Genomic DNA, 21,487 nt, shown 5'->3' with positions numbered 1-21,487 from the left:
GGCCCGGCGTCGGTCTCTAGCGCTCGATCGCGCGCAGGAACTCGTTGCGGGCCTGGGCGTCGTGTTCGAACGCGCCGGCGTAGCACTGGGTGATCACGCGCTCGTCGCCGCGGCGGTTTTCCCCCATCAGCAGGCACAGCTGCTCCGCCTCGATCAGGCAGGCGGCGCCGCGCGCCTCGCCGTGCTCGACCAGCGTGCGGGCGATCTCGCCGGTGATCCATTCCTGATAGGTGTAGCGATGGCTGATCGCGTCCACCATCCGCGCGATGCGGCCGAAGCCGTGCAGCCGGCCGCCGGGCAGGTAGGCGACGTGGGCGACGCCGCGGAACGGCAGCAGGTGATGCGGGCACATGCCGTGCACCGCCAGGCTGCGTATCACCACCATGTCGCGACGCTGGTCGGCGAAGCCGCTGCCCAGCGCGTCGGCCGGCGAAGTGTCGTAGCCGTCCAGCAGCCGCTTCTGCCACAGTTCGCGCACGCGCTGGGCGGTCTTGCCGGTGTGGATAGGATCGATGGCGATGCCGCTGGCGCGCAGCATGTCGGCGACGGCCTGTTCGAAGGCGGCGGCGTCGAACGGACGGACGCGATCAAGCGGGCGCTGGCAGGCGGCGTGGTCGTGGTCGTCGGTGAAGGACATGGCGCGGCTCCATTGTGGTGGGAGGGGGCGGCAGGGCCGCCAGTTCCCTCATGGTATAGGGAGGCGGGCCGTCCTGACGATCAGATTTTGCTCATTCCCGCGTTTGCGCCGGCGCCGCGCCCATCCCCGAGCGCCATCATTTTTTCGTATCGGGGCATGGTTGCGGCGCATAGGGGTAGCGCGGCCGCAGCCGCAGTCCGCCTGCTTCCAGATCGGGCAGCAGCGGCGGAGCGGTTCGCGCGCTTCCGGCCGCCAGCGCTTCCAGCGGCGCCGGACACGCGGCGGGCAGGTCGTAGGTGCCGGCGAGCGTCCACAGGCCCTGGGCATTCCGCTGGAACAGCGACAGACGGGCGGAACGCTTTGCCGCCAGCAGCACGTCCTGTTTGCCGGCGCCGCTGTAGGCGCCGACATAGGCGTCGCATTCCTCGCTGCCGTCCAGCAGGCAGGACGGCAGGTCGTCGATGCGCTTGGCCATCTGCTTCCAGTCCTGGGCCAGGAAGCCGGCCGGCAGCGCGGCCGCGCCGCGCGCGTGGACCGCCTGGGCCGGGGGTTTGGGCTGGGGCCTGTCCTCGCTTAGCGCGTCGCCGGCCTTGCGGCGGATGGCGCCGTCGATGCCGGCGTCGTCCTTCAGCCGCAGCAGGGCGGCATGGCCATAGCGCAGCCCGCGGCGGCGCAGGAAGTCGAAGTCGAAGCGCTCGGCGGCCACGCGGCCGGCCTGCAGCCGGGACAGCTGGCTGGCGACGGAGATCCGCACCGGGTCGGCCAGCGGCGTCAGCACGGCGGCCAGCAGCGCGAGCGACAGCCAGGCGGTGCCGATATTGGCGCCGGCCACGCCGGAGAGCCCGCCCTGCCGCCTCCATGCCGCCCAGCCGTAGCCGGCGGCGTAGCAGGCGCCGAGAATGACGAGGCAGGCGGCGAGCACCCGGTCCGGCGACCAGCCGTACTGGACCACGCGCAGCGTCAACGCATAGGCGGCCAGCGCCTGCAGCGGCGTGAGCAGCAGGCAGGCGGCGCGCAGGCTGAAAGAGATGACGCGGCCGGGCGTTTCGCCGCCGTCCTGATAGGCGGTGTTCAGCAGAAAGATCAGCAGTCCGCTGGCGCCGAGCAAAAGCATGCCTGCGTGGCCGGTCTTCCACAGGCTGTCCAGCCCGGTGAAGGGCAGCAGGGACAGGAAGGCGGCGATCAACAGGACAAGCAGCGGCAGCAGCCAGGACAGCAGGGTCAGCAGCAGCGAACGCAGTCCCTGGATGATGCCCGGACGGACATCGGTCAGGTGCAGGCCCGCCGACAGCGCCAGCGTGCTGGCCGGTATCGCGAATTCGGCTTCGTCTATCAGACGGCGCAGGCCGTCTATGCCCACCAGGGAGAACAGTCCGGCGCCCAACTGAAGGATGAGCCAGAACACGCAGACGAACAGGCCGGAGAGCATCAGCTGCAGGCCAAGCTTCCATGCCGCGTCGAAATAGGCGGGGTAGGGCGCCCGCCAGCGCCGCTCGCTCTCGCCGGCCAGGATCAGCGGCCAGGCGATGAACAGCAGCAGGGCGACGCCCAAGGCCGCCGGCGCGTCCGGCATCAGGTCCGCGCGCTCGGCGTGCTCCAGTCCGACGCGCCAGCGGTCATGCGCGCCGAAGGCGGCGACGGCGAGCGCCAGTCCGGCCAGCCATGCGGCCAGCCGGGCGGGACGCAACACGCCCAACCCTGTCTGGCACAGCAGGGGCAGGGACGCGGCGGCCAGCAGCAACGGCGAGAACAGCAGCGGGTGGAGCGACAGCCAGCCGCCATGGTCCGAGGCGCGGTACAGCGCGTAAAGCGCGATTCCTTGCAGCAGGCCGGTCGCGGCGCGAATGTGGAAAGTGTTCATGAACAGGCCGGGAAGGGGAAAAGTCCCCCAAGCCTAGCATGAAGGGGAGGCTCAGGCGCGCAGACCCAGCGCGTAGCGTATCGCCTCGCGCTTCAGCGGCCCGGCCTTGTCCGCGAGCCGGAGGCCCAGGCCGCGCAGTAGGCGCAGCGGCGCGATGTCGTTGGAAAAACCGTAGCAGAACGCGTCCATGCCGGTCTGCATCGCCAGATTGGCCGGCTTGCGCGCGCGCTGATAGCGCGCCAGCGCCTTTTCGCCGGCCCAGTCCTCGCCGCCGGCGCGGGCGTCCAGAATCGTCCGGGCCAGCGCGGCGGCGTCCTGGAAACCCAGGTTGACGCCCTGGCCGGCCAGCGGGTGTATTGTGTGGGCGGCATCGCCGGCCAGAGCCACGCCGTCCCTGGCGTAGCATTGGGCGTGGCGCCGGGTCAGGCCGAAGCTGCCGCGCGCCGTCAGTTCCCGTATGCCGGGCAGCTTGCGCGGAAACGCCTGGCTGACGGCGGCGATCAGCTCGTCGTCGCTCAGCGTCAGCAAGCGCTTCACTTCCTCCGGCCGGTGGTACCACACCAGGGAGGCCGCGTCGCCGCACAGCGGCAGGAAGGCCTGCGGGCCGTCGGGGGTGAAGCGTTGCCAGGTGATGTCCTGCTGGCCGCCTTCGATCCGGCAGCTCAGCGCCAGCGCATGCATCGGGTAGTCCCAGCCGGTGACGCCGATGCCGGCGGCTTCGCGCACCTGCGAGCGCGCGCCGTCGGCGGCGATCAGCAGCCTGGCCTGGATCCGGCTGCCGTCCGACAGCGTCAGCTGCGAGGCCTGGGGCCGGTAGACCAGGCTTTCCACCGCGACCGGGCAGCGGTAGTCGATATCGCCGCGGTCGCGCAGCGCCGCGGTGGCGGCCAGCTGTACCACGCGGTTTTCCACGATGTGGCCCAGTTCGGGCACGCCGGCCTCGGCGGCGTCGAACAGCGTGCCGGCGGCTTCGTCGCCTTCCCATACCTGCATGCGCCGGTACGGCGCGGCGCGCATCGCCAATACCTTGTCCCAGGCGCCTATGGCCTGCAGAAAGGCGGCCGAGGCCGGGCTGATCGCCGAGACGCGCAGATCGGGCTCCTGCTCCGGCGCGAACGGCGCCGGCGCCTCCCTTTCCAGCACGCAGACCGACAGACCGCTGCCTGTCAGCGCCGCGGCCAGCGCGCTGCCGACCATGCCGCCGCCCACGATGACGATGTCGCGATGTTCCATCCGGTTTCTCCCCGCCGATTCCGATTCAAATGGCCGTCATTCTGGCAAGGCCGGCTCGCCGCCGCCTTGGCCTGGATCAATGCCGGCCTGCAGCAGCGCGCGCATCCGCGGCACCACATGCTGGATGAAGGCCTCGTACTTGCGCGGCAGCGGGTGCCGGTACGGATAGACCAGGTAGACCGGCCAGCAGTCGTGGCTCCAGCCCGGCAGCACCGGCACCAGGCGGCCGGTTCTCAGATGCTCGCTGGCGACGTAGGCGGGCAGCAGCGCGACGCCGCTGCCGGCGATGGCCGCCGACAGCAGCGGCGCGTACTGGTGGCTGGACAGCACCGGCTGCACCCGGATCTGCTTTTGCTGACCGTCCTTCTCCAGCAGCCACTCCGGCGTGTCGCGCAGCTTGGACCGGCTGACGTCGTGCAGGATGCGGTGCCGCGACAGATCTTCCGGCACCTCCAGCGGCGGCGACTTGGCCAGATAATCGGGCGAGGCGAACGCCCACTCGCGGACCAGACCCAGCGGCTTGGCCACCAGCGCGTCGTCGTGGACGTTGCGGGTGCGGATGCAGAAGTCCAGGCCTTCGGCGATCGGGTCCTGCAGCCGGTTCTCCACCTGCAGCTGCAATTGCAGGCCCGGATGCAGCACCGCCAGCTCGGCCAGGACCGGCGCCAGCAGATACTGGGCGAAGGAGGTGATGGAGCTGATCACCAGCGGTCCGCTGACCTCGCCGTCGGCCTCGTTGATGTCGAGGCGCAGGCGCTCCAGCAGGCAGCGCAGCTCGCGCGCGTGCGCCGCCAGGCGCTGGCCGGTCTCGGTCAGCGCCACGCGGCGGGTGTTGCGCAGCACCAGAACGGTGCCCAGATCCCTTTCCAGCGCCTTGACCAGCTGGCTGACCCGGCTCTTCGTGCATTCCAGCTCGTCGGCGGCGGCGGTGAAGCTGCCGCAGCGGACCAGCGCGTCGAAGGCCAGCAGCGCCTGGGCGTCGGGTAGATGATTTGTTCTCATTTCATGAACAGTGTGTCATGGCGCATAGGCTTTTTCAATGTTAATCGGCAACATATGATTATTTCATGTTGAATGATTGAACAATGGAGACGAGATGGCATATTTGTTGAGGGCGGCCCGCGCCTGGCGGGACTGGTGGTGGCAGGGCATGTCGCTGCATGCCCGCCACGTCTGCCGCGACGAGACGGAAATCCTGGCGCGCATCCGCAATCGCATGGAGCAAAGGAAATGAACGGCGACGAAACCCGGAAGGTGGTGTCGGGCTTTCTGCGCGAGGTGCGTTCCGGCCTGGACCCGGACGCCGCCTGGCGCTATCTGGCCGCCAGCGTGGCCGCGCACCAGCTGGAATCGGAGAATCCGCGCACGCTGGCGCGCAGCCCGGCCAACTATGCCGAGCATGTGCGCGAGTTCCGTCGGCTGTTCGGCGATTTCACGCTGCGCGTCGACGAGTTGCTGGTCGACGGCGACCGCGCCTACGCGCGCTGGACCCAGTTCGGCCGCCACCTGGACGAGATCGACGGCGTGCCGGCCAGCGGCGCGCCGCTGGCGCTGATAGACAGCGCCTGTTACCGGGTGGAGGACGGCAAGATCGTCGAATACTGGATACAGGCCGACCGGATGGGGCTGGAGCGGCAACTGCGCGGATCGACAGCCGCCGCCTTCTTCTGAAACAATGTCTGCCGCATAGGGCCGCACAGACGGCCCGCCCACCGCATCGGGAGACATCTTGCCTTACCTCGCCCTGACGCTGGCCATGTTCCTGTGGTCCAGCGCCTTCATCGTGCTCAAATACGTATTCCAGTTCTACCATCCGCTGGCGGTGCTGTTCGCGCGCATGCTGATCGCCTGCCTGTGCCTGCTGCCGCTGGCGATGAGCGGCCGCATCCGCTGGCGCTACCGGCGCGGCGACTGGCGCTGGCTGCTGGCGATGGGCCTGGCCGAGCCCTGTCTGTATTTCCTGTTCGAGGCCAATGCGCTGACCCATACCAGCGCGTCCCAGGCAGGGGTGGTCACCGCCACGCTGCCGATGCTGATGGCCGTCGGCGCCAGCCTCTTTCTCGGCGAGCGCCAGCCGCGCCAGGTATGGCTGGGCATCGCGCTGTCGTTTGCCGGCGTGATCTGGCTGAGCCTGGACAGCCGCGCAGGTCCCGGCGCGCCCGACCCGCTGCTCGGCAATGCGCTGGAGTTCTGCGCGATGGTGTGCGCCTGCGGCTATGTGCTGATCGCCAAGCGGCTGTCGACGCGCTACTCGCCGCTGGCGATCACCGGCATCCAGGCGCTGGCGGGCAGCGTCTGGTTCGGACTGGCGATGCTGACGCCGTGGGGGCATTGGCCGGAACGCTGGTTCCTGGCGCCGAGTCTGTGGGTGCTGTACCTGGGCGCGGTGATCACGCTGGGCGCCTACGGCCTGTATACCTGGGCGGTGTCGCGGATTCCGGTGGCGAGGGCCGGCGCCTTCAACAATCTGATCCCGGTCTTCACCGTCTTGCTGGCCTGGCTGCTGCTGGACGAGCGCTTCGAGGCCTGGCAGGCCCTGGCCGGCGTGCTGGTGTTCGCCGGCGTGTGGCTGAGCCAGCGGCGGACGCGATGACGGCTGGCGGCTTTCCCCGTCATGGTCGATGATGCAGAATAGAACGGATATGACTGTTGATGACATCGAGGAATCGCGGATGAACGCTAGGCGGATCGGATCGTGCATGATGGTGCCGCTGCTGCTGGCCCTGCAGCCGGCCTGGGCGGACGAGGCGCCGGGCGACGCCCAGGTGCAGCAGGTGATCAAGCTGCCGCTGAAGGTCAACAAGCCGGCAGCCGCCGAACACGGCGAGGCGCCGGCGGCCAAGTCGGAGGGCAAGCCGGCGGCCAAGTCGGAAGGCAAATCGGTGGCCAAACCGGAGGGCAAGTCTGAAGGCAAGGCGGCCGAGGGCAAGCCGGAAGGCAAGGCCGCGGAAACGGCCAAGCCGGGGGCCGAGGCCGGCAAGAAGGCCGAGCCGGCGAAAGGAGAGCCGGAAAAGCTGGCGCCGTCGGTGACGATGTCCAAGCCGCCGGCGCGCGACTTGAGCCAGCCCAGTCCGGAGGTGCACGCGCCGGGCGGCCGTCCGCGGTCGGCGCAAAGGATCCGGCCGAAGGCGGCCAAGGCCAAGACCGCCAAGGCGCGGGCCGGCAAGGCCGCCGGCGAGGCCGGCCAGGTCAAGGATGTGGTCGGCAGCATCATCAAGGCCAACAGCGCCTACATTTCCAAGCATTCGCCCGGCTATCTGCTGCGGCTGGGCGAGCGCGCCGCACCGAAGGCGACGGTGGTGACCTGCTCCAGCCCGGGTGGCCGGGTCGGCATGCAGGGTGGCGACGCCGACGCCGACCTGTTCGTGATCAGCAATCTGGGCAATCAGCTGGCGACGTCCGAGGGCTCGATCGAATACGGCGTACGCCATCTGCACACGCCGCTGCTGATGTTCGTCAGCCATACCGGCTGCGGCGCGATCAAGGCCGCGGCCGGAGACTACAGCGGCATGGAGCCGTCCATCCAGAAGGAGTTGGACAATATCGAGATTCCCAAGGGCATAGACGCGACCAATGGAGCGCTGATCAATATCAACAACCAGGTCGAGGGCGCCATCCTCAAGTTCTCCGGCGAGGTGGAGGCCGGACGGCTGGCGGTACTGGGCGGCTACTACGATTTCAACAACGATCTGAAGCAGGGGCGCGGCCGGCTGGTGATCACCAATATCAACGGCGAGACCGATCCGGTCCGCATCCGCGAACTGAGCCGCAGCGGCCGTTATTTCCACTACGCCTTCATGGGGCAGTAGCGCCGCGACTACGGCGTCTTCGTTCGCTTGTCCCCGCAGAGCGCCGTTTCCGGCGCTCTTTTTGCAGACAATCCGCCCATTGTTTGGCGTCGCGCAAGAACAAGTCCGCCAAAGCGAAATATGATGTCTTCGAATCAATCGAGTCATGACATCTTTGTATCGAGATTGATGTTTGCGGCATGGCCGCCGGTACCGGATGTAATGGCACGGTTACAGCGAATCCAACGGCGCCGTCCGCGCCCGACAACTTTCGATTCCGGAGAAATGATATGGCTGTCAGCAACGAACTCGAACTCGATGCCCTGGTGGCGCGTGTGAAGAAGGCCCAGGCGGCGTTCGCGCAATTCACCCAGGAGCAGGTGGACCACATCTTCCGCTGCGCGGCGCTGGCCGCCGCCGACGCCCGCATCCCGCTGGCGCGGATGGCCGTCGCCGAAACCGGCATGGGCGTGATGGAGGACAAGGTGATCAAGAACCACTTCGCCTCCGAGTACATCTACAACAAGTACAAGGACGAGAAGACCTGCGGCGTGCTGTCCGAGGACGACACCTTCGGCACCATCACCATCGCCGAGCCGATAGGCGTGCTGTGCGGCATCGTGCCGACCACCAACCCGACCTCCACCGCCATCTTCAAGGCGCTGATCTCGCTGAAGACCCGCAACGGCATCATCTTCTCGCCGCACCCGCGCGCGCGCCGCTCCACCTGCGAGGCCGCCCGCCTGGTGCTGGAGGCCGCCGTCGCCGCCGGCGCGCCGCAGGACATCATAGGCTGGATCGACGAGCCGTCCGTCGCGCTGTCCAACCAGCTGATGCACCACCCCGACGTCAACCTGATCCTGGCCACCGGCGGCCCGGGCATGGTGAAGGCCGCCTATTCGTCCGGCAAGCCCGCCATCGGCGTCGGCGCCGGCAACACCCCGGCGGTGATAGACGAAACCGCCGACATCAAGCGCGCTGTGGCCTCCATCCTGATGTCCAAGACTTTCGACAACGGCGTGGTGTGCGCGTCCGAGCAGTCGGTGATCATCGTCGACGAAATCTACGACGCGGTGCGCGAGCGCTTCTCCAGGCACGGCGGCTACATCCTGTCGAAGAGCGAGGCCGAGGCGGTGCGCAAGGTTATCCTGCAGGACGGCAGCCTGAACGCCGCCATCGTCGGCCAGAGCGCCGCCAAGATCGCCGCGATGGCCGGCATCGAAGTGCCGCCGACCACCAAGGTGCTGATCGGCGAAGTGACGGAAGTGTCGGAGAAGGAAGCCTTCGCCCACGAGAAACTGTCGCCGACGCTGGCCATGTACCGCGCCCGCGACTTCGTCGACGCCTGCGACAAGGCCGCCGCGCTGGTGGTCATGGGCGGCATCGGCCACACCTCGGCGCTGTACACCGACCAGGACCTGCAGGAAGAGCGCATCCGCTACTTCGGCGACAAGATGAAGACCGCCCGCATCCTGATCAACACCCCGTCCTCGCAAGGCGGCATCGGCGACCTGTACAACTTCAGCCTGGCGCCGTCGCTGACGCTGGGCTGCGGCTCCTGGGGCGGCAACTCCATCTCCGAGAACGTCGGTCCCAAGCACCTGATCAACAAGAAAACCGTCGCCAAGAGGGCCGAGAACATGCTGTGGCACAAGCTGCCGAAGTCCATCTACTTCCGCCGCGGCTGCCTGCCGGTGGCGCTGGAAGACCTGGCCGGCAAGAAACGCTGCCTGATCGTCACCGGCCAGTACCTGTTCGAGAACGGCTTCGTCGACGAACCCATCCGCCTGCTGAAGAAGATGGGCCTGGAGGTGGAAACCTTCTTCGAGGTGCCGGCCGATCCGACGCTGGCGGTGGTGCGCAAGGGCGCCGAGCTGGCCCACGCCTTCAAGCCCGACGTGATCATGGCCTTGGGCGGCGGCTCGCCTATGGACGCGGCCAAGATCATGTGGGTGATGTACGAGCATCCGGAAGTGCACTTCGCCGACCTGGCGCTGCGCTTCATGGACATCCGCAAGCGCATCTACCAGTTCCCGAAACTGGGCCGCAAGGCGATGATGGTGGCGGTGCCGACCACGTCCGGCACCGGTTCGGAAGTCACGCCGTTCGCCGTGGTGACCGACGAGGTCACCGGCGTCAAATACCCGATCGCCGACTACGAGCTGACGCCGAACATGGCCATCGTCGACGCGAATCTGGTGATGGACATGCCGAAGTCGCTGACCGCCTTCGGCGGCATCGACGCGGTGACCCACGCGCTGGAAGCCTATGTCTCGGTGATGGCCAACGAGTATTCCGATCCGCAGGCGCTGCAGGCCCTGAAGCTGCTGAAGGAATACTTGCCGTCCTCGTATCTGAACGGCGCCAAGGACCCGAAGGCGCGCGAGCAGGTGCATAACGCCGCGACCATCGCCGGCGTCGCCTTCGCCAACGCCTTCCTCGGCGTCTGCCACTCGATGGCGCACAAGATAGGCGCCGAATTCGGTCTGGCCCACGGCCTGGCCAACGCGCTGCTGATCAGCAATGTGATCCGCTACAACGCCGCCGACGTGCCGACCAAGCAGACCGCGTTCAGCCAGTACGACCGGCCGAAGAGCGTGGCGCGCTACGCCGAGATCGCCCGCCACCTGGGCCTGGAGGCGAACCGGGACCATCAGCGCGTCGAGAAGCTGATCGAATGGGTGGACGAGTTGAAGAAGACGCTGGGCATTCCGGCGTCCATCCAGGCCGCCGGCGTCGTCGAGGCCGATTTCCTGGCCAAGCTGGACGAAGTGGCCGAGGCCGCCTTCGACGACCAGTGCACCGGAGCCAATCCGCGCTACCCGCTGATCAGCGAACTGAAGCAGCTGCTGCTGGACAGCTACTACGGCCGGCCGTACCGGGAGGCCTGGGAGCGCGAGCCGGAGGCGGAGCAGTCCAAGCCGGCCAAGGTCAGGAAGCTCAAGCAGGCCTGAGGCGCGGTTGACGATGCGGTGACAGGCGGCCGGCCGGCGGCCGTCTATACTCAGCACATCCGTATACGCCACGGAGACGCCGCATGCCCACTCCAGGAGTACGCGCTATGCCGACCGGCAATCGCTTCGGCGCGCCGGTTCCGGCCGATGCCGGCGCGGAGCCGGCGCGTCTGCGCTGGCTGGCCGGCGTGGTGGCGCTGACCTCGCAGCGCGAGCAGCGCGAGCTGGCGCGCGGGCTGATCGAACTGTTGATGGAGAACCCGGCTTTCGGCCGCGTGGAGTTGCATGATTGCCGGCATGGCGCCGACGGCTTCGAGCTGCTGCTGCACTGGCGAGACAATGGTTGCGGCGGCGTCGCCGAAGCGGCGGACTCGCCATGGCGGCCGGCCGAAGCCGCGATGGCCGGGTGGCTGCGGCAGGGCGCTGCCGGCGTGCTGCATGCCGACGGCGGCCTGTACCGGGCGCTGTGCTACGGCGGGCAGCTCGCGGGTTTGCTGTTCGTGGCCGCCGCCGAGCCGACGCCGTCGCTGCTGGACGAGCTCCAAGCGCTGACGCGCATCCACGAGAATTATCTGGGCCTGCTGGCCGAGGCCGACTGCGACCGCCTGACCGGCCTGTACAACCGGCGAAAGTTCGATCTGGGCATTTATCAGTTGCTGGAGCAGTCGCGGCTCGATCCGGCCCCCAGCGTGCTGGCCCTGCTCGACATCGATTTCTTCAAGACCATCAACGATCGTCATGGCCATGCAACCGGCGACGAGGTGCTGCGCCAGCTGGCGCAGCTGATGCGGCAGAGCCTGAGGCCGCAGGACGGTCTGTACCGCTTCGGCGGCGAGGAGTTCGCGCTGCTGCTGCCGCGCACCACCGAGGTCTCGGCGCAGGCCTGGCTGCAGGCGCTGCGACTGAGGGTGCTGGAACATGGCTTCAGCCATGGCGAGACGGTGACGGTCAGCATAGGCTACACGATGACCGATCCGCTGCTGTTGCCGGTTCAGCTGCTGGACCGGGCCGACCGCGCCTTGTACTTCGTCAAGTCCAACGGCCGCAACCAGGTCGGCGGCTACCAGCGTCTGGCGGTGGCCGGGCGGGTGGACGCCGAGATACCGAGCGGCGACATCGAGTTGTTCTGAGCGCAGCGGCACGCCTGTCCATGCGCGAGGCAGCTTCCTGCTTCTTTTAGTGCATTTAATTGGTATTAAATTGCTCCCATAGTCATATCCATATCGGGCTATGTAAAATGCTTTGTCATTCCGGCGCATAAGCATAAGCGATAGCCGGATATTCAATGCATAGACAAAGGAGCATGGCATGCAGGCAGAACAGCAGACGCTGCACCGCGGGCTGGAGGAGAGGCACATCAATCTGATGGCGCTGGGCGCGACCATAGGCGTAGGCCTGTTTCTCGGCTCGGCCACCGCGATCAAGATGGCCGGTCCGGCCATCATGCTGGCCTACGGCATCGGCGGCCTCGCCATTTTCATGATCATGCGCGCGCTGGGCGAGATGGCCATACACAATCCGGTGGCCGGCTCGTTCAGCCGCTACGCGCAGGACTACCTCGGGCCGCTGGCCGGCTATCTGACTGGCTGGAACTACTGGTTCCTGTGGCTGGTGACCTGCATGGCGGAAATCACCGCCGTCGGCGTCTACATGGGCATCTGGTTCCCGGACGTGCCGTCCTGGTACTGGGTGCTGGCGGCGATGCTGGCGATGGGCGGGGTCAATCTGATTGCGGTCAAGGCCTATGGCGAGTTCGAGTTCTGGTTCGCGCTGATCAAGATCGTCACCATCGTGCTGATGATAGCCGGCGGCCTGGCGATGATAGTCTTCGGTTTCGGCAATCACGGCGTCGCCACCGGCATCTCCAATCTGTGGGCGCACGGCGGCTTCCTGCCCAACGGCTTCTCCGGCGTGCTGATGTCGCTGCAGATGGTGATGTTCGCCTACCTCGGCGTCGAGATGCTGGGCCTGACCGCCGGCGAGGCGAAGAATCCGAAGAAGGCGCTGGCGCGCGCGGTGGATTCGGTGTTCTGGCGCATCCTGATCTTCTATGTCGGCGCGCTGTTCGTGATCCTGGCCATCTATCCGTGGAACGAGCTGGGCACCCGCGGCAGTCCCTTCGTGATGACTTTCGACAGCCTGGGCATCCCGGCCGCCGCCGGCATCATCAACTTCGTCGTGCTGACCGCCGCGCTGTCCTCGTGCAACAGCGGCATCTACAGCACCGGCCGCATGCTGTTCAACCTGGCCGAGCAGAAGCAGGCGCTGCCGCTGTTCGCCAAGGTGTCGAAAAGCGGCGTGCCGGTTCCGGCCTTGCTGCTGTCCATCGCCGCGTTGCTGTTGGGGGTGCTGCTGAACTATCTGGCGCCGAAGGAGGTATTCACCTGGCTGACGGCGATCTCCACCTTCGGCGCGGTGTGGACCTGGCTGATCATCCTGCTGGCGCAGCTGCGTTTCCGCCGCTCGCTGTCGGCCGAGGAACTGGCCGGCATCAGCCACCGGATGCCGCTGTGGCCGTACGGCTCCTATCTGACGCTGGGCTTCCTCGCGCTGGTGATTGCCTTGATGGCCTATTTCCCGGACACCCGCGTCGCGCTGATCGTCGGTCCCGGCTGGCTGGTGTTCCTGATCGTCGCCTACTATCTGCTGGGCTACCACAAGCAGGACGCCGCCTGGCGTCTGGCGCAGCAGTCGCGCTGAAACCGCGCCGCTGATCTCGACCGACCCGCCGCCCGGCGGGTTTTCTACATCCGGGGCAGGCCGGCGCGCTCGCGCAGGAAGGCGATCAGCGCCCTCAGCTTGGCCGGCTGGCTCGGCCGGTGAGGGTAGTACAGGTACAAGGCCTCGGGCGGCGGCATGTGATCGTCCAGCACCACGGCCAGCCCGCCGTCGGCGATCCAGGGCGCGATCAGCGGCTCGGCCAAGTAGGCCAGGCCGGCGCCGTCCAGCGCGGCGCGCAGCAGCGCCATATTGTCGTTGGCGATCAATGGGCCGTCGACGGCCAACTGCAGCGTCTGGCCGTCTGCGGCGAACTGCCAGCGGTATTGGCCGCCGCCGCCGAAGCGGTAGCCGAGGCAGTCGTGTCCGAGCAGGTCCTCAGGCTGCGTCGGCGCGCCGCGGCGGCGCAGATAGTCTGGCGCGGCGGCGACGACGAAGCGCAGCGGCCGGCTGACCGGCAAGGCCTGCATGCCGGCCTGCAGCGCCTCGCCGAAGCGGACGCCGGCGTCGAAGCGCTGGGCGACGATGTCGACCAGGCCGTTGTTGACGTCCAGTTCCAGCTGCAGCTTCGGATGACGGGCGGCGAAATCGGCCAGCGCCGGGTAGAACAGCAGCTGGGCGGCGGTGTGGGGCACGGTGACGCGCAGAAGGCCGGCCGGCTGGCCGCGGCTTTGTCGGGTTTCTTCCAGCATCTCGGCGATTTCGTCCAGCGCCGGCGCCAGCCGCGCCAACAATGCCTCTCCGGCCTCGGTCGGCGCCACCTGGCGCGTGGTGCGGGTCAGCAGCGGCACGCCCAGCGCCTCTTCCAATTGACGCAGGCTCTGGCTCAGGGCCGAGGCGCTGACGCCGAGCTCGGCGCCGGCGCGGGTGAAGCTGCGATGGCGGGCGATCGCGCGGAAAGCTTGCAGCGCGTCATGCGGAATTCGCGACATTGTGAAGCCTGGCTAAATAATGTTTGTCATTCTGGGCCATTTATCGGGCCGTCGCCATCTCCTATGCTGACGTCAATTCACCAACGGGAGTCATGCAATGCAAAAACGCACATTGGGCCGGGGCGGCCCGCAGGTTTCGGCGCTGGGTCTCGGCTGCATGGGCATGAGCGCCTTCTACGGTCCGCACGACGACGCCGAGTCGCTGGCGACGCTGGACGCTGCGCTGGACCTGGGCGTCAACTTCCTCGACACCGCCGACATGTACGGTCCGCACACCAATGAGCAGCTGTTGTCCCGGCTGCTGGCGCGCCGGCGCGACGAAGTGGTGCTGGCGACGAAGTTCGGCATCGTGATGGATCCGGCCGACCCGGCGAAGCGCGGCGTCAACGGCCGCCCGGAATATGTCCGCGCCAGCTGCGAGGGCAGCTTGAAGCGGCTGGGCGTCGATCACATCGATCTGTATTACCAGCACCGCATCGACCCCGCGGTGCCGATCGAGGAAACCGTCGGCGCGATGGCCGATCTGGTCCAGGCCGGCAAGGTGCGCTGGCTGGGCCTGTCCGAGGCCTCGGCGGCGACGCTGCGCCGCGCGGCGGCCGTCCATCCGATCCATGCCTTGCAGAGCGAATATTCGCTGTGGACGCGCGATCCGGAGGACGGCGTCTTGGCCGCCTGCCGCGAGGTCGGCGCCGGTTTCGTCGCCTACAGCCCGCTGGGGCGCGGTTTTCTGACCGGGGCGATCAACAGCCCCGACGATTTCGCCGCCGACGACTTCCGCCGCGGCAATCCGCGCTTCCAGGGCGAGAATTTCCAGCGCAATCTGCAATTGGTGGACAAGGTCAGGGAGTTGGCCGCGGCCAAAGGCTGCAGCCCGGCGCAACTGGCATTGGCCTGGCTGCTGGCGCAGGGGCAAGACATCGTCGCGATACCGGGCGCGCGCAAGCAGGCGAATCTGCGCGACAACCTGGGGGCCCTGGCCGTCGAACTGGGCGCCGCCGACCTGGCCGCGCTGGATGCCGTGTTCGCCGGCGGCAAGGTCAGCGGCCTGCGCTACGCCGCCGAGGTGATGTCCATGGTCAACCGCTGAGCGGCTCAGCGCTGCTGGTACGGCGGCAGCGGGGGCAGCATGTGCATCGGTATCGCGCGCTGCTGCCCGGTTTGCGGGTCTATCGTCGTGCCGGGCCGAAACGGCTGTCCGGGGACGGCGGGCTGAAGCTGGACCGGGCCGGACGGGTTGAAGGAATGGCCTATCGAGAAGCTGTCCGCTTGCGTCGCCGCGCCGCGCGAGCCGGAAACGACGGTGGACGGCTTCACTTCCAGCGGCGGATTGTCGAGATCGCCGAGCCGTATCCTGGGCGGGACGCCCAGCGGTTTGGGTTTCTCGTCCCCGGGGGCCGGCGTGATGCGCGGCGTCGGCGCGATCGCCGGCTTCAGCGCGAAGTCGTAGGAGGGAAGGGAGCTGGCCGCCAGGGACGCATTGGAAAGCGCCAATGGCAGCAGGAGGGCGTGTAGGCGCATCTTGATTCCTGCGTGGATGGACCGCGCGAAGCGGCGGGTGTTGCGTGGACGGCGTGGCTGGCGCGTTCCGCGATGGGAAGGCGTGGCTTGGCTTGGACAGAAGCGCCGCGTTCTGACGCTCTTGCTGGATAGAGTATTCTATCTAAATTGGGCGGAAAGGGCAAGAAACTGGACTGTCTCGACGTTGCGGGCGCGTCCGGGCAAGTCTACGATGATGCGAAAGGCATGCGGAATGGCATGGCGCAAGTCAAATTCTGCTATGGTGTCGCCAGCTTGCGGCAGGTACTCCCAGCCAGGGCCGCGCATGCCAGTTTTCGCTGACTAGACATTTGCTTTTCATGCCAAGCCAAACCTTGCCCAGCATCCTGGATTTCAAGACCACCCTGCTCAGCACCATGGGCTATACCGCGATGCTGACTCTGGTCGTCATGATGTTCTGGCTTTACAACCGGAATGAGAGGGCATTGCTGACCCTGGGCGCCGCGGGCATCGTCACGACGATAGGGACGTTGCTCTCCTATATCCCCCTACCGATCTCTCCTTGGCACAATCTGATCCTGGACATGTGCTTGCTGCTCCTATTCCATCCATTGGCGCTGGTCGCCACCCGTCAGATGCTGGGCATGCGCAACCACTGGTGGTTTCACGTGGCGGTGGTGTCGGTCACCATGCTGTGTTTTGTCTATTGGGGTGGCCCCGGCAGCTACACACGCCGGGTGATCTCTCTTTCCAGTGCAAATCTGTTGTACTGGATGATGATCATCGCGCTGCTGTGCCGCTGCCGGCAATGGCGGACCATGATAGGTTACCGGCTGGCGCTGGGCTTGGCGGTGCTGACCGCAACGGTGGCAATCTCCCGGCTGACGATGGCCTTGGGGGAGGCGGGGGAAAGCTTCACCGGGCAGAATCAGTTATTCGCTTTGTTTACCTCCCTAAGTCTGTTCTGGCTGACCTTTTGCTATAGCTTGGGCTTATTGTTCATCAGCTATGAACGCTTGCTGTTGCAAGTTCGTTCCCAGGCTCAAGAGGATGGCCTGACTCATTTATTCAATCACCGGACGTTTCACGAGCTGGCCACAGGCCTGTTCCTGCGCGCCCGGGATCGGGGCGAAGGACTGGCGCTGTTGTTGGTCGACCTGGACCATTTCAAGAACATCAATGACCGTTACGGCCACCAGGCGGGGGATGAGGTGCTGCGCCAGTTGGCGGACTGCCTGCGTGCGGAATCCCGCCATGGAGACCTTCTGGGACGGCATGGCGGAGAGGAGTTCGTGGTGATGCTGCCGCAAACCTCGCGGGTGGAAGCCTATAACGCGACGGATCGCCTGCGGCAGGCCATCGCCGCTTTGCATCCGCGGTCGGGGGAGTTGCAGCTGGCCATCAGCGCGAGCATAGGCGTGGCCTGCCTTCGGGACGGGGAGCACGAAAACCTGGCCAGCCTGTTTCTGGAGGCAGACCTGTTGCTGTACCAAGCCAAGCGCAAAGGACGCAACCGGGTGGAGATAGAGCGCGAGCCTGAGCCCGCGCTGCAGGCGTGAGCTAGTTGGGTCAGCAGCGCGCGTCATCCGGCTCGCGGTGGGCGTCCCGCAGGTAGACCGGCAGGTCGGTCGTCGGCGGCGTGACCGGGATCTGGTACAGCATGTCGGCGACGAAGCCGCGGTGGTAGTTCTTGTGATTGACGATGTGCAGCAGCATGTCGCCGCGCCGCATGCGGCCGGCGCCGCCGTCGACGAAGGCGAAATCGACGATCTCTTCATGCCCGTCCTGGGTCAGGCCTTCGGCGTAATCGATATACCAGTCGTCCAGCTCCGCCTGCGCCCGGGCCAGTTCGGCGAGACCGGGGGTGTCCGCCGTGTTGCGGCTACTGTAGCCGTGAGGGCGGGCCAGCAGATGACCCTGCCAGATCCGGTCCACCACCAGGTTGTGGTTCAGCGTCGACAGGATGTTGCCGAACACGGTGGCGCGTGGCTTCCGCAGCTCTTCTTCCGGTAGCGCGGCCAGCGTGTCGAACAGGCGGTGGTTGGCCCAGGCGCTGTAGCGGGCCAGCATGCGGATGTCGCGTAATGACATGTCTTCATTGTCCGTGTTTTGACAATGGCATTGTAGCGGGACCGCATGCGCGGGGGAATGCCAGGGGGAGTCCGCGAAGCGGATTCATCAAAAAGAATATGGATGGAAAAACGGCCAAGCTGCTGGCCTGGCCGTCTGTTCTCGAAGGCGGGCGGCGATCAGGCGCCCAACTCCTTCAACACCTCCTTCACCTTGACGATGCGCTGCGCCACCTCCGGCAGCGCCTGCTCGACGCGCAGCTTGTCCTGCCCGGCCAGGCGGTAGTGCTTCTTGCTCTGGATCAGCATGATGATCTTCACCGGGTCGATAGGCGGGTTCTTGATGAAGGTGATCTGCACCGCCACCTCGCTGGCGTCCAGCTTCTGCACGCCCAGCTCCTTCGCGACGAGGCGCAGGCGGTGGCTTTCTATCAGCGTCTTCACGCTTTGCGGCGGCAGGCCGAAGCGATCGATCAGCTCCTCGTGCATGCCGTCGATCTCGGCCTCGGTCTCGCAGCTGGCCAGGCGCTTGTAGATCAGCAGCCGCTCGTGCACGTCAGGGCAGTAAGCGTCCGGCAGCAGCGCCGGGCTGTGCAGATTGATCTCGGTGGTGACGCCCAGCGGCGCGTCCAGGTCGGGCGCGCGGCCCTTTTTCAGGTCGCGCACCGCCTGCTTCAGCATCTCGGTGAACAGGCTGAAACCCACTTCCTGCATCTCGCCGGACTGGCCTTCGCCGAGCACTTCGCCGGCCCCGCGGATTTCCAGGTCGTGCATCGCCAGGTAGAAGCCGGCGCCGAGCTCGCCGGACAGCTGTATCGCTTCCAGCCGCTTCTGCGCGTCGCGCGTCATGCCGTCCGGCGTCAGCAGATAGGCGTAGGCCTGGTGGTGCGAGCGGCCGACGCGGCCGCGCAGCTGGTGCAGCTGGGCCAGGCCGAACTTGTCGGCGCGGTTGATCAGTATCGTATTGGCGTTGGGGATGTCGATGCCGGTTTCGATGATGGTCGAGCACAGCAGCAGATTGAAGCGCTGCTGCAGGAAGTCACGCATCACCTGTTCCAGCTCGCGTTCGCGCAGCTGGCCGTGGGCGACGCCTATGCGCGCCTCCGGGATCAGCTCGGTCAGCTTCTCCCGCATGTTCTCTATCGTGTCGACCTCGTTGTGCAGGAAGAACACCTGGCCGCCGCGCTTCAGCTCGCGCAGCACCGCCTCGCGGATCACGCCGTTGGAGAGGGGACTGACGAAGGTCTTGACCGCCAGCCGGCGGCTGGGCGCGGTGGCGATGGCGGAGAAGTCGCGTAGGCCCTCCAGCGCCATCGACAGCGTGCGCGGGATAGGCGTCGCGGTCAGCGTCAGCACGTCGACATTGGCGCGCAGCCGTTTCAGCTGCTCTTTCTGCCGCACGCCGAAGCGGTGCTCCTCGTCGATGATGACGAGGCCGAGGTTCTTGAATTCGACGTCCGGCTGCACCAGTTTGTGGGTGCCGATGACGATGTCGACGCCGCCGTCGGCGAGGCCGGCAAGCGCCTGCTTGGTTTCCTTGCCGCTCCTGAAGCGCGACAGCTCGGCGATGCGCACCGGCCAGTCGGCGAAGCGGTCGGAGAAGTTCTGGAAGTGCTGTTCGGCCAAGAGCGTCGTCGGCACCAGTACCGCCACCTGCTTGCCGCCCATCACGGCGACGAAGGCGGCCCTGAGCGCGACCTCGGTCTTGCCGAAGCCGACGTCGCCGCAGACCAGCCTGTCCATCGGCTTGCCGGAGCACATGTCCTGGATCACCGCCTCGATGGCCGTGGCCTGGTCCGGCGTCTCCTCGAAGCCGAAGCCGGCGGCGAAGGCGGCATAGTCGGCGTGGGACAGCGTAAAGCTGTGGCCCTCGCGCGCCGCGCGCTGCGCGTAAAGGTTCAGCAGTTCGGCCGCGGTGTCGCGCGCCTTTTCGGCGGCCCGCTTCTTGGCCTTTTCCCAGGCCGGATTGCCGAGCTTGTGCAGCTGGATGTTGTCGGTGGCGCCGCCGGCGTAGCGCGAGATCAGCTGCAGCTGCGACACCGGCACGTACAGCGTCGCGCCGTCGGCGTACTCCAGCTGCATCAGCTCGGTCTCGCCCTCGCCGAGATCCATCGTCACCAGGCCGACATAGCGGCCGATGCCGTGCGCCTCGTGCACCACCGGGTCGCCGGCCTTGACCTCGGCCAGGTCGCGCAGCATCGCGTCGGAGCCGGCGCGGCTGGCCTTGCGCCGGGTGTGGCTGCGGGCGACGTGCTGGTAGAGCTCGCTCTCGGTGACGACGGCGATGGCCGGCTCGCTCAGCGCGAAGCCGGAGTACAGCGGGGCGACGGCCAGCGCCAGCGCCGCCTTGCCGTCGGCGAAGTCGGCCCAGCCGTCCACCGGCGTCGGCCTGATGCCGTTCTCGGCCAGGAAGGCCAGCATGGTCTCGCGCCGGCCCAGGCTTTCTGCCGCCAGCAGCACGCGCTTGCCGCCGGAGGCGAGGAAGGCCTGCAGCCTGTGAAGCGGCGCGTCGGCGCGGCGGTCCACCGCCAGTTCCGGCAGCGCGGCGCCGGCTTCGCCGACGCCGGAGAATTCGATGCGGGCGTAGGGCTTGAGCCTGGCCATCAGCTCGTCCGGACGCAGGAAGATGTCGGCCGGCGCCAGCACCGGACGCTCGGTATCGCCGCGGGCCATGTCGTAGCGGCTTTGCGCGTCGCGCCAGAAGGTTTCCGCCGCCGCCTGCACGTCATGGTGCTGCACCAGCAGCGCGTCGTCGCCGACATAGTCGAACAGCGTCGCGGTTTCATCGAAGAACAGCGGCAGGTAGTACTCGATGCCGGCCGGCCACAGGCCCTGCGACACGTCCTTGTAGACGCGGCTCCTGCTCGGGTCGCCTTCCATCTTTTCGCGGTAATGCTGGCGGAAGGCGGTGACGCCGCCCTCGTCGGCCGGATACTCGCGCGCCGGCAGCAGCCGCACTTCCGGCACCGGATACAGCGTGCGCTGGGTGTCGGGGTCGAAGGTCTTCAGGCTGTCGATCTCGGCGTCGAACAGGTCGATCCGGTACGGCAGCGGCGAACCCATCGGATAGAGGTCGATCAGGCTGCCGCGCACCGAGAACTCGCCCGGCGCCATCACCTGGGTGACGTGCTGATAGCCGGCGGTGATCATGTCGCCGCGCAGCTTCTCGACGTCCAGCTGCTGGCCGGCCTTGAGGAAGAAGGTGCGGCCCAACAGATAGCCGACCGGCGCCAGCCTGCCCAGCGCGGTGGCGACCGGCGCGATCACCACCTGGCATTCGCGCTGGCGTATCTGCCATAGTGTGGCCAGCCGTTCGCTGACCAGGTCGCCGTGCGGCGAGAAGTGGTCGTACGGCAGCGTTTCCCAGTCGGGAAACAGCGCGATAGACAGTTCGGGCGCGAAGAACGGCAATTCGGCCTTCAGCCGCTGCGCGGCCTGGGCGTCGGCGGTGAGGATGAGCAGCGGGCGGCGCTGCTTCGCCAGCGCGGCGATGGCGTGGCTGTCCAGACCATCGGGCAGGCGGTCGCGGCGGATTTTCTGGCCGGCGGGCGGCAGGGGCGGGAGCGTATCCAACTTGATCGGGCTTCTGTGCGGAGTTGTGCTTGCCGCGATTATAACAGCGCGCCGGCGATGTGCCGGCTGACGGCTCTAGCCGCCGGGCGGATTCCCGGCTATCGTATGCGCTTGGCTCAAGCCAGGCTTATTTCAGCATGAAGTAAAAAGCCGTTTGATGCCATGAAGGTATCAGAAAAAATAATGTGAAACCGCTCGATTGATGCTTTTTGTGTTTCCCATGGC

17 protein-coding genes are annotated in these 21,487 nt (G+C 67.0%); 9 read left to right on the top strand and 8 right to left on the bottom strand.

The window, feature by feature from the left end:
- Positions 1 to 16: 16 nt before the first annotated feature.
- The 4 genes from folE to WNM05_RS18945 form a co-directional block, all read right to left on the bottom strand.
- Positions 17 to 637, bottom strand: a complete 621-nt coding sequence (gene folE / locus WNM05_RS18960; RefSeq protein ID WP_434629880.1) for a GTP cyclohydrolase I FolE — start codon at positions 635 to 637, stop codon at positions 17 to 19.
- 136 nt (positions 638 to 773) lie between these two features.
- Complete coding sequence (locus WNM05_RS18955; RefSeq protein ID WP_434629877.1) at positions 774 to 2,498, bottom strand: hypothetical protein; 1,725 nt, start codon at positions 2,496 to 2,498, stop codon at positions 774 to 776.
- A 51-nt stretch (positions 2,499 to 2,549) separates the two neighbouring features.
- Positions 2,550 to 3,731, bottom strand: coding sequence for an FAD-dependent oxidoreductase (locus WNM05_RS18950; protein ID WP_434629875.1), 1,182 nt, complete (start codon positions 3,729 to 3,731; stop codon positions 2,550 to 2,552).
- Between the two features lie 36 nt (positions 3,732 to 3,767).
- Positions 3,768 to 4,733: a LysR family transcriptional regulator gene (locus WNM05_RS18945; protein ID WP_434629871.1), complete on the bottom strand. Its 966-nt coding sequence runs from the start codon at positions 4,731 to 4,733 to the stop codon at positions 3,768 to 3,770.
- A gap of 94 nt (positions 4,734 to 4,827) precedes the next feature.
- On the opposite strand from WNM05_RS18945, the gene WNM05_RS18940 reads away from it, so the two are divergent.
- The 7 genes from WNM05_RS18940 to WNM05_RS18910 all read left to right on the top strand — a co-directional run bounded on the left by WNM05_RS18940 (position 4,828) and on the right by WNM05_RS18910 (position 13,173).
- Complete coding sequence (locus tag WNM05_RS18940) at positions 4,828 to 4,965, top strand: hypothetical protein (protein ID WP_434629869.1); 138 nt, start codon at positions 4,828 to 4,830, stop codon at positions 4,963 to 4,965.
- On the top strand, positions 4,962 to 5,402 hold the full coding sequence (locus WNM05_RS18935; protein ID WP_434629866.1) for an ester cyclase: 441 nt from the start codon (positions 4,962 to 4,964) through the stop codon (positions 5,400 to 5,402). Before WNM05_RS18940 ends, WNM05_RS18935 begins: the two co-directional genes overlap by 4 nt.
- A gap of 58 nt (positions 5,403 to 5,460) precedes the next feature.
- Entirely contained in the window at positions 5,461 to 6,324 is an 864-nt protein-coding gene (locus tag WNM05_RS18930; RefSeq protein WP_434629864.1) for a DMT family transporter, read from the top strand.
- Between the two features lie 49 nt (positions 6,325 to 6,373).
- Positions 6,374 to 7,540 (top strand): carbonic anhydrase, encoded by a 1,167-nt coding sequence (locus WNM05_RS18925; protein WP_434629861.1) that lies wholly within the window; start codon positions 6,374 to 6,376, stop codon positions 7,538 to 7,540.
- Between the two features lie 269 nt (positions 7,541 to 7,809).
- Complete coding sequence (gene adhE / locus WNM05_RS18920; protein ID WP_434629858.1) at positions 7,810 to 10,473, top strand: bifunctional acetaldehyde-CoA/alcohol dehydrogenase; 2,664 nt, start codon at positions 7,810 to 7,812, stop codon at positions 10,471 to 10,473.
- Between the two features lie 107 nt (positions 10,474 to 10,580).
- Positions 10,581 to 11,603, top strand: coding sequence for a diguanylate cyclase domain-containing protein (locus WNM05_RS18915; RefSeq protein WP_434629855.1), 1,023 nt, complete (start codon positions 10,581 to 10,583; stop codon positions 11,601 to 11,603).
- Between the two features lie 178 nt (positions 11,604 to 11,781).
- A complete protein-coding gene (locus WNM05_RS18910; RefSeq protein WP_434629852.1) occupies positions 11,782 to 13,173 on the top strand; it encodes an amino acid permease in 1,392 nt (463 codons plus the stop codon).
- A gap of 44 nt (positions 13,174 to 13,217) precedes the next feature.
- Here the strand turns inward: WNM05_RS18910 and WNM05_RS18905 are convergent, their stop codons facing one another.
- A complete protein-coding gene (locus WNM05_RS18905) occupies positions 13,218 to 14,123 on the bottom strand; it encodes a LysR family transcriptional regulator (RefSeq protein ID WP_434629849.1) in 906 nt (301 codons plus the stop codon).
- 97 nt (positions 14,124 to 14,220) lie between these two features.
- On the opposite strand from WNM05_RS18905, the gene WNM05_RS18900 reads away from it, so the two are divergent.
- On the top strand, positions 14,221 to 15,210 hold the full coding sequence (locus tag WNM05_RS18900; protein WP_434629846.1) for an aldo/keto reductase: 990 nt from the start codon (positions 14,221 to 14,223) through the stop codon (positions 15,208 to 15,210).
- Positions 15,211 to 15,215: 5 nt separating this feature from the next.
- On the opposite strand, the gene WNM05_RS18895 is transcribed toward WNM05_RS18900, so the two are convergent.
- Positions 15,216 to 15,641: a hypothetical protein gene (locus tag WNM05_RS18895; protein ID WP_434629843.1), complete on the bottom strand. Its 426-nt coding sequence runs from the start codon at positions 15,639 to 15,641 to the stop codon at positions 15,216 to 15,218.
- Positions 15,642 to 15,979: 338 nt separating this feature from the next.
- Here WNM05_RS18895 and WNM05_RS18890 point away from each other — a divergent pair, with 338 nt between their 5' ends.
- Complete coding sequence (locus WNM05_RS18890; protein ID WP_434629840.1) at positions 15,980 to 17,179, top strand: GGDEF domain-containing protein; 1,200 nt, start codon at positions 15,980 to 15,982, stop codon at positions 17,177 to 17,179.
- A 10-nt stretch (positions 17,180 to 17,189) separates the two neighbouring features.
- On the opposite strand, the gene WNM05_RS18885 is transcribed toward WNM05_RS18890, so the two are convergent.
- Complete coding sequence (locus WNM05_RS18885; RefSeq protein WP_434629838.1) at positions 17,190 to 17,711, bottom strand: DinB family protein; 522 nt, start codon at positions 17,709 to 17,711, stop codon at positions 17,190 to 17,192.
- 158 nt (positions 17,712 to 17,869) lie between these two features.
- Positions 17,870 to 21,262 carry a transcription-repair coupling factor gene (gene mfd, locus WNM05_RS18880; protein ID WP_434629835.1) on the bottom strand — a complete coding sequence of 1,131 codons (3,393 nt, stop codon included), beginning with the start codon at positions 21,260 to 21,262 and terminating at the stop codon, positions 17,870 to 17,872.
- Positions 21,263 to 21,487: the final 225 nt, after the last annotated feature.

The sequence above is a fragment of the Chromobacterium sp. CV08 genome (assembly GCF_051129845.1).
Lineage (GTDB): Bacteria > Pseudomonadota > Gammaproteobacteria > Burkholderiales > Chromobacteriaceae > Chromobacterium.
The sequence above is the reverse complement of the archived record's forward strand: the minus strand, read 5'-3'. Positions and strand labels throughout refer to the sequence as shown.

What these genes read in the sequence shown, in the direction of transcription:
- WNM05_RS18955 (WP_434629877.1), bottom strand. Translation starts at nt 2,498, where the DNA reads ATGAACACTTTCCACATTCGCGCCGCGACCGGCCTGCTGCAAGGAATC.
- WNM05_RS18950 (WP_434629875.1), bottom strand. Translation starts at nt 3,731, where the DNA reads ATGGAACATCGCGACATCGTCATCGTGGGCGGCGGCATGGTCGGCAGC.
- WNM05_RS18940 (WP_434629869.1), top strand. Translation starts at nt 4,828, where the DNA reads ATGGCATATTTGTTGAGGGCGGCCCGCGCCTGGCGGGACTGGTGGTGG.
- adhE (WP_434629858.1), top strand. Translation starts at nt 7,810, where the DNA reads ATGGCTGTCAGCAACGAACTCGAACTCGATGCCCTGGTGGCGCGTGTG.
- WNM05_RS18890 (WP_434629840.1), top strand. Translation starts at nt 15,980, where the DNA reads ATGCCAAGCCAAACCTTGCCCAGCATCCTGGATTTCAAGACCACCCTG.
- WNM05_RS18925 (WP_434629861.1), top strand. Translation starts at nt 6,374, where the DNA reads ATGACTGTTGATGACATCGAGGAATCGCGGATGAACGCTAGGCGGATC.
- WNM05_RS18910 (WP_434629852.1), top strand. Translation starts at nt 11,782, where the DNA reads ATGCAGGCAGAACAGCAGACGCTGCACCGCGGGCTGGAGGAGAGGCAC.
- WNM05_RS18915 (WP_434629855.1), top strand. Translation starts at nt 10,581, where the DNA reads ATGCCGACCGGCAATCGCTTCGGCGCGCCGGTTCCGGCCGATGCCGGC.
- WNM05_RS18935 (WP_434629866.1), top strand. Translation starts at nt 4,962, where the DNA reads ATGAACGGCGACGAAACCCGGAAGGTGGTGTCGGGCTTTCTGCGCGAG.
- WNM05_RS18945 (WP_434629871.1), bottom strand. Translation starts at nt 4,733, where the DNA reads ATGAGAACAAATCATCTACCCGACGCCCAGGCGCTGCTGGCCTTCGAC.
- WNM05_RS18885 (WP_434629838.1), bottom strand. Translation starts at nt 17,711, where the DNA reads ATGTCATTACGCGACATCCGCATGCTGGCCCGCTACAGCGCCTGGGCC.
- folE (WP_434629880.1), bottom strand. Translation starts at nt 637, where the DNA reads ATGTCCTTCACCGACGACCACGACCACGCCGCCTGCCAGCGCCCGCTT.
- WNM05_RS18905 (WP_434629849.1), bottom strand. Translation starts at nt 14,123, where the DNA reads ATGTCGCGAATTCCGCATGACGCGCTGCAAGCTTTCCGCGCGATCGCC.
- WNM05_RS18895 (WP_434629843.1), bottom strand. Translation starts at nt 15,641, where the DNA reads ATGCGCCTACACGCCCTCCTGCTGCCATTGGCGCTTTCCAATGCGTCC.
- WNM05_RS18900 (WP_434629846.1), top strand. Translation starts at nt 14,221, where the DNA reads ATGCAAAAACGCACATTGGGCCGGGGCGGCCCGCAGGTTTCGGCGCTG.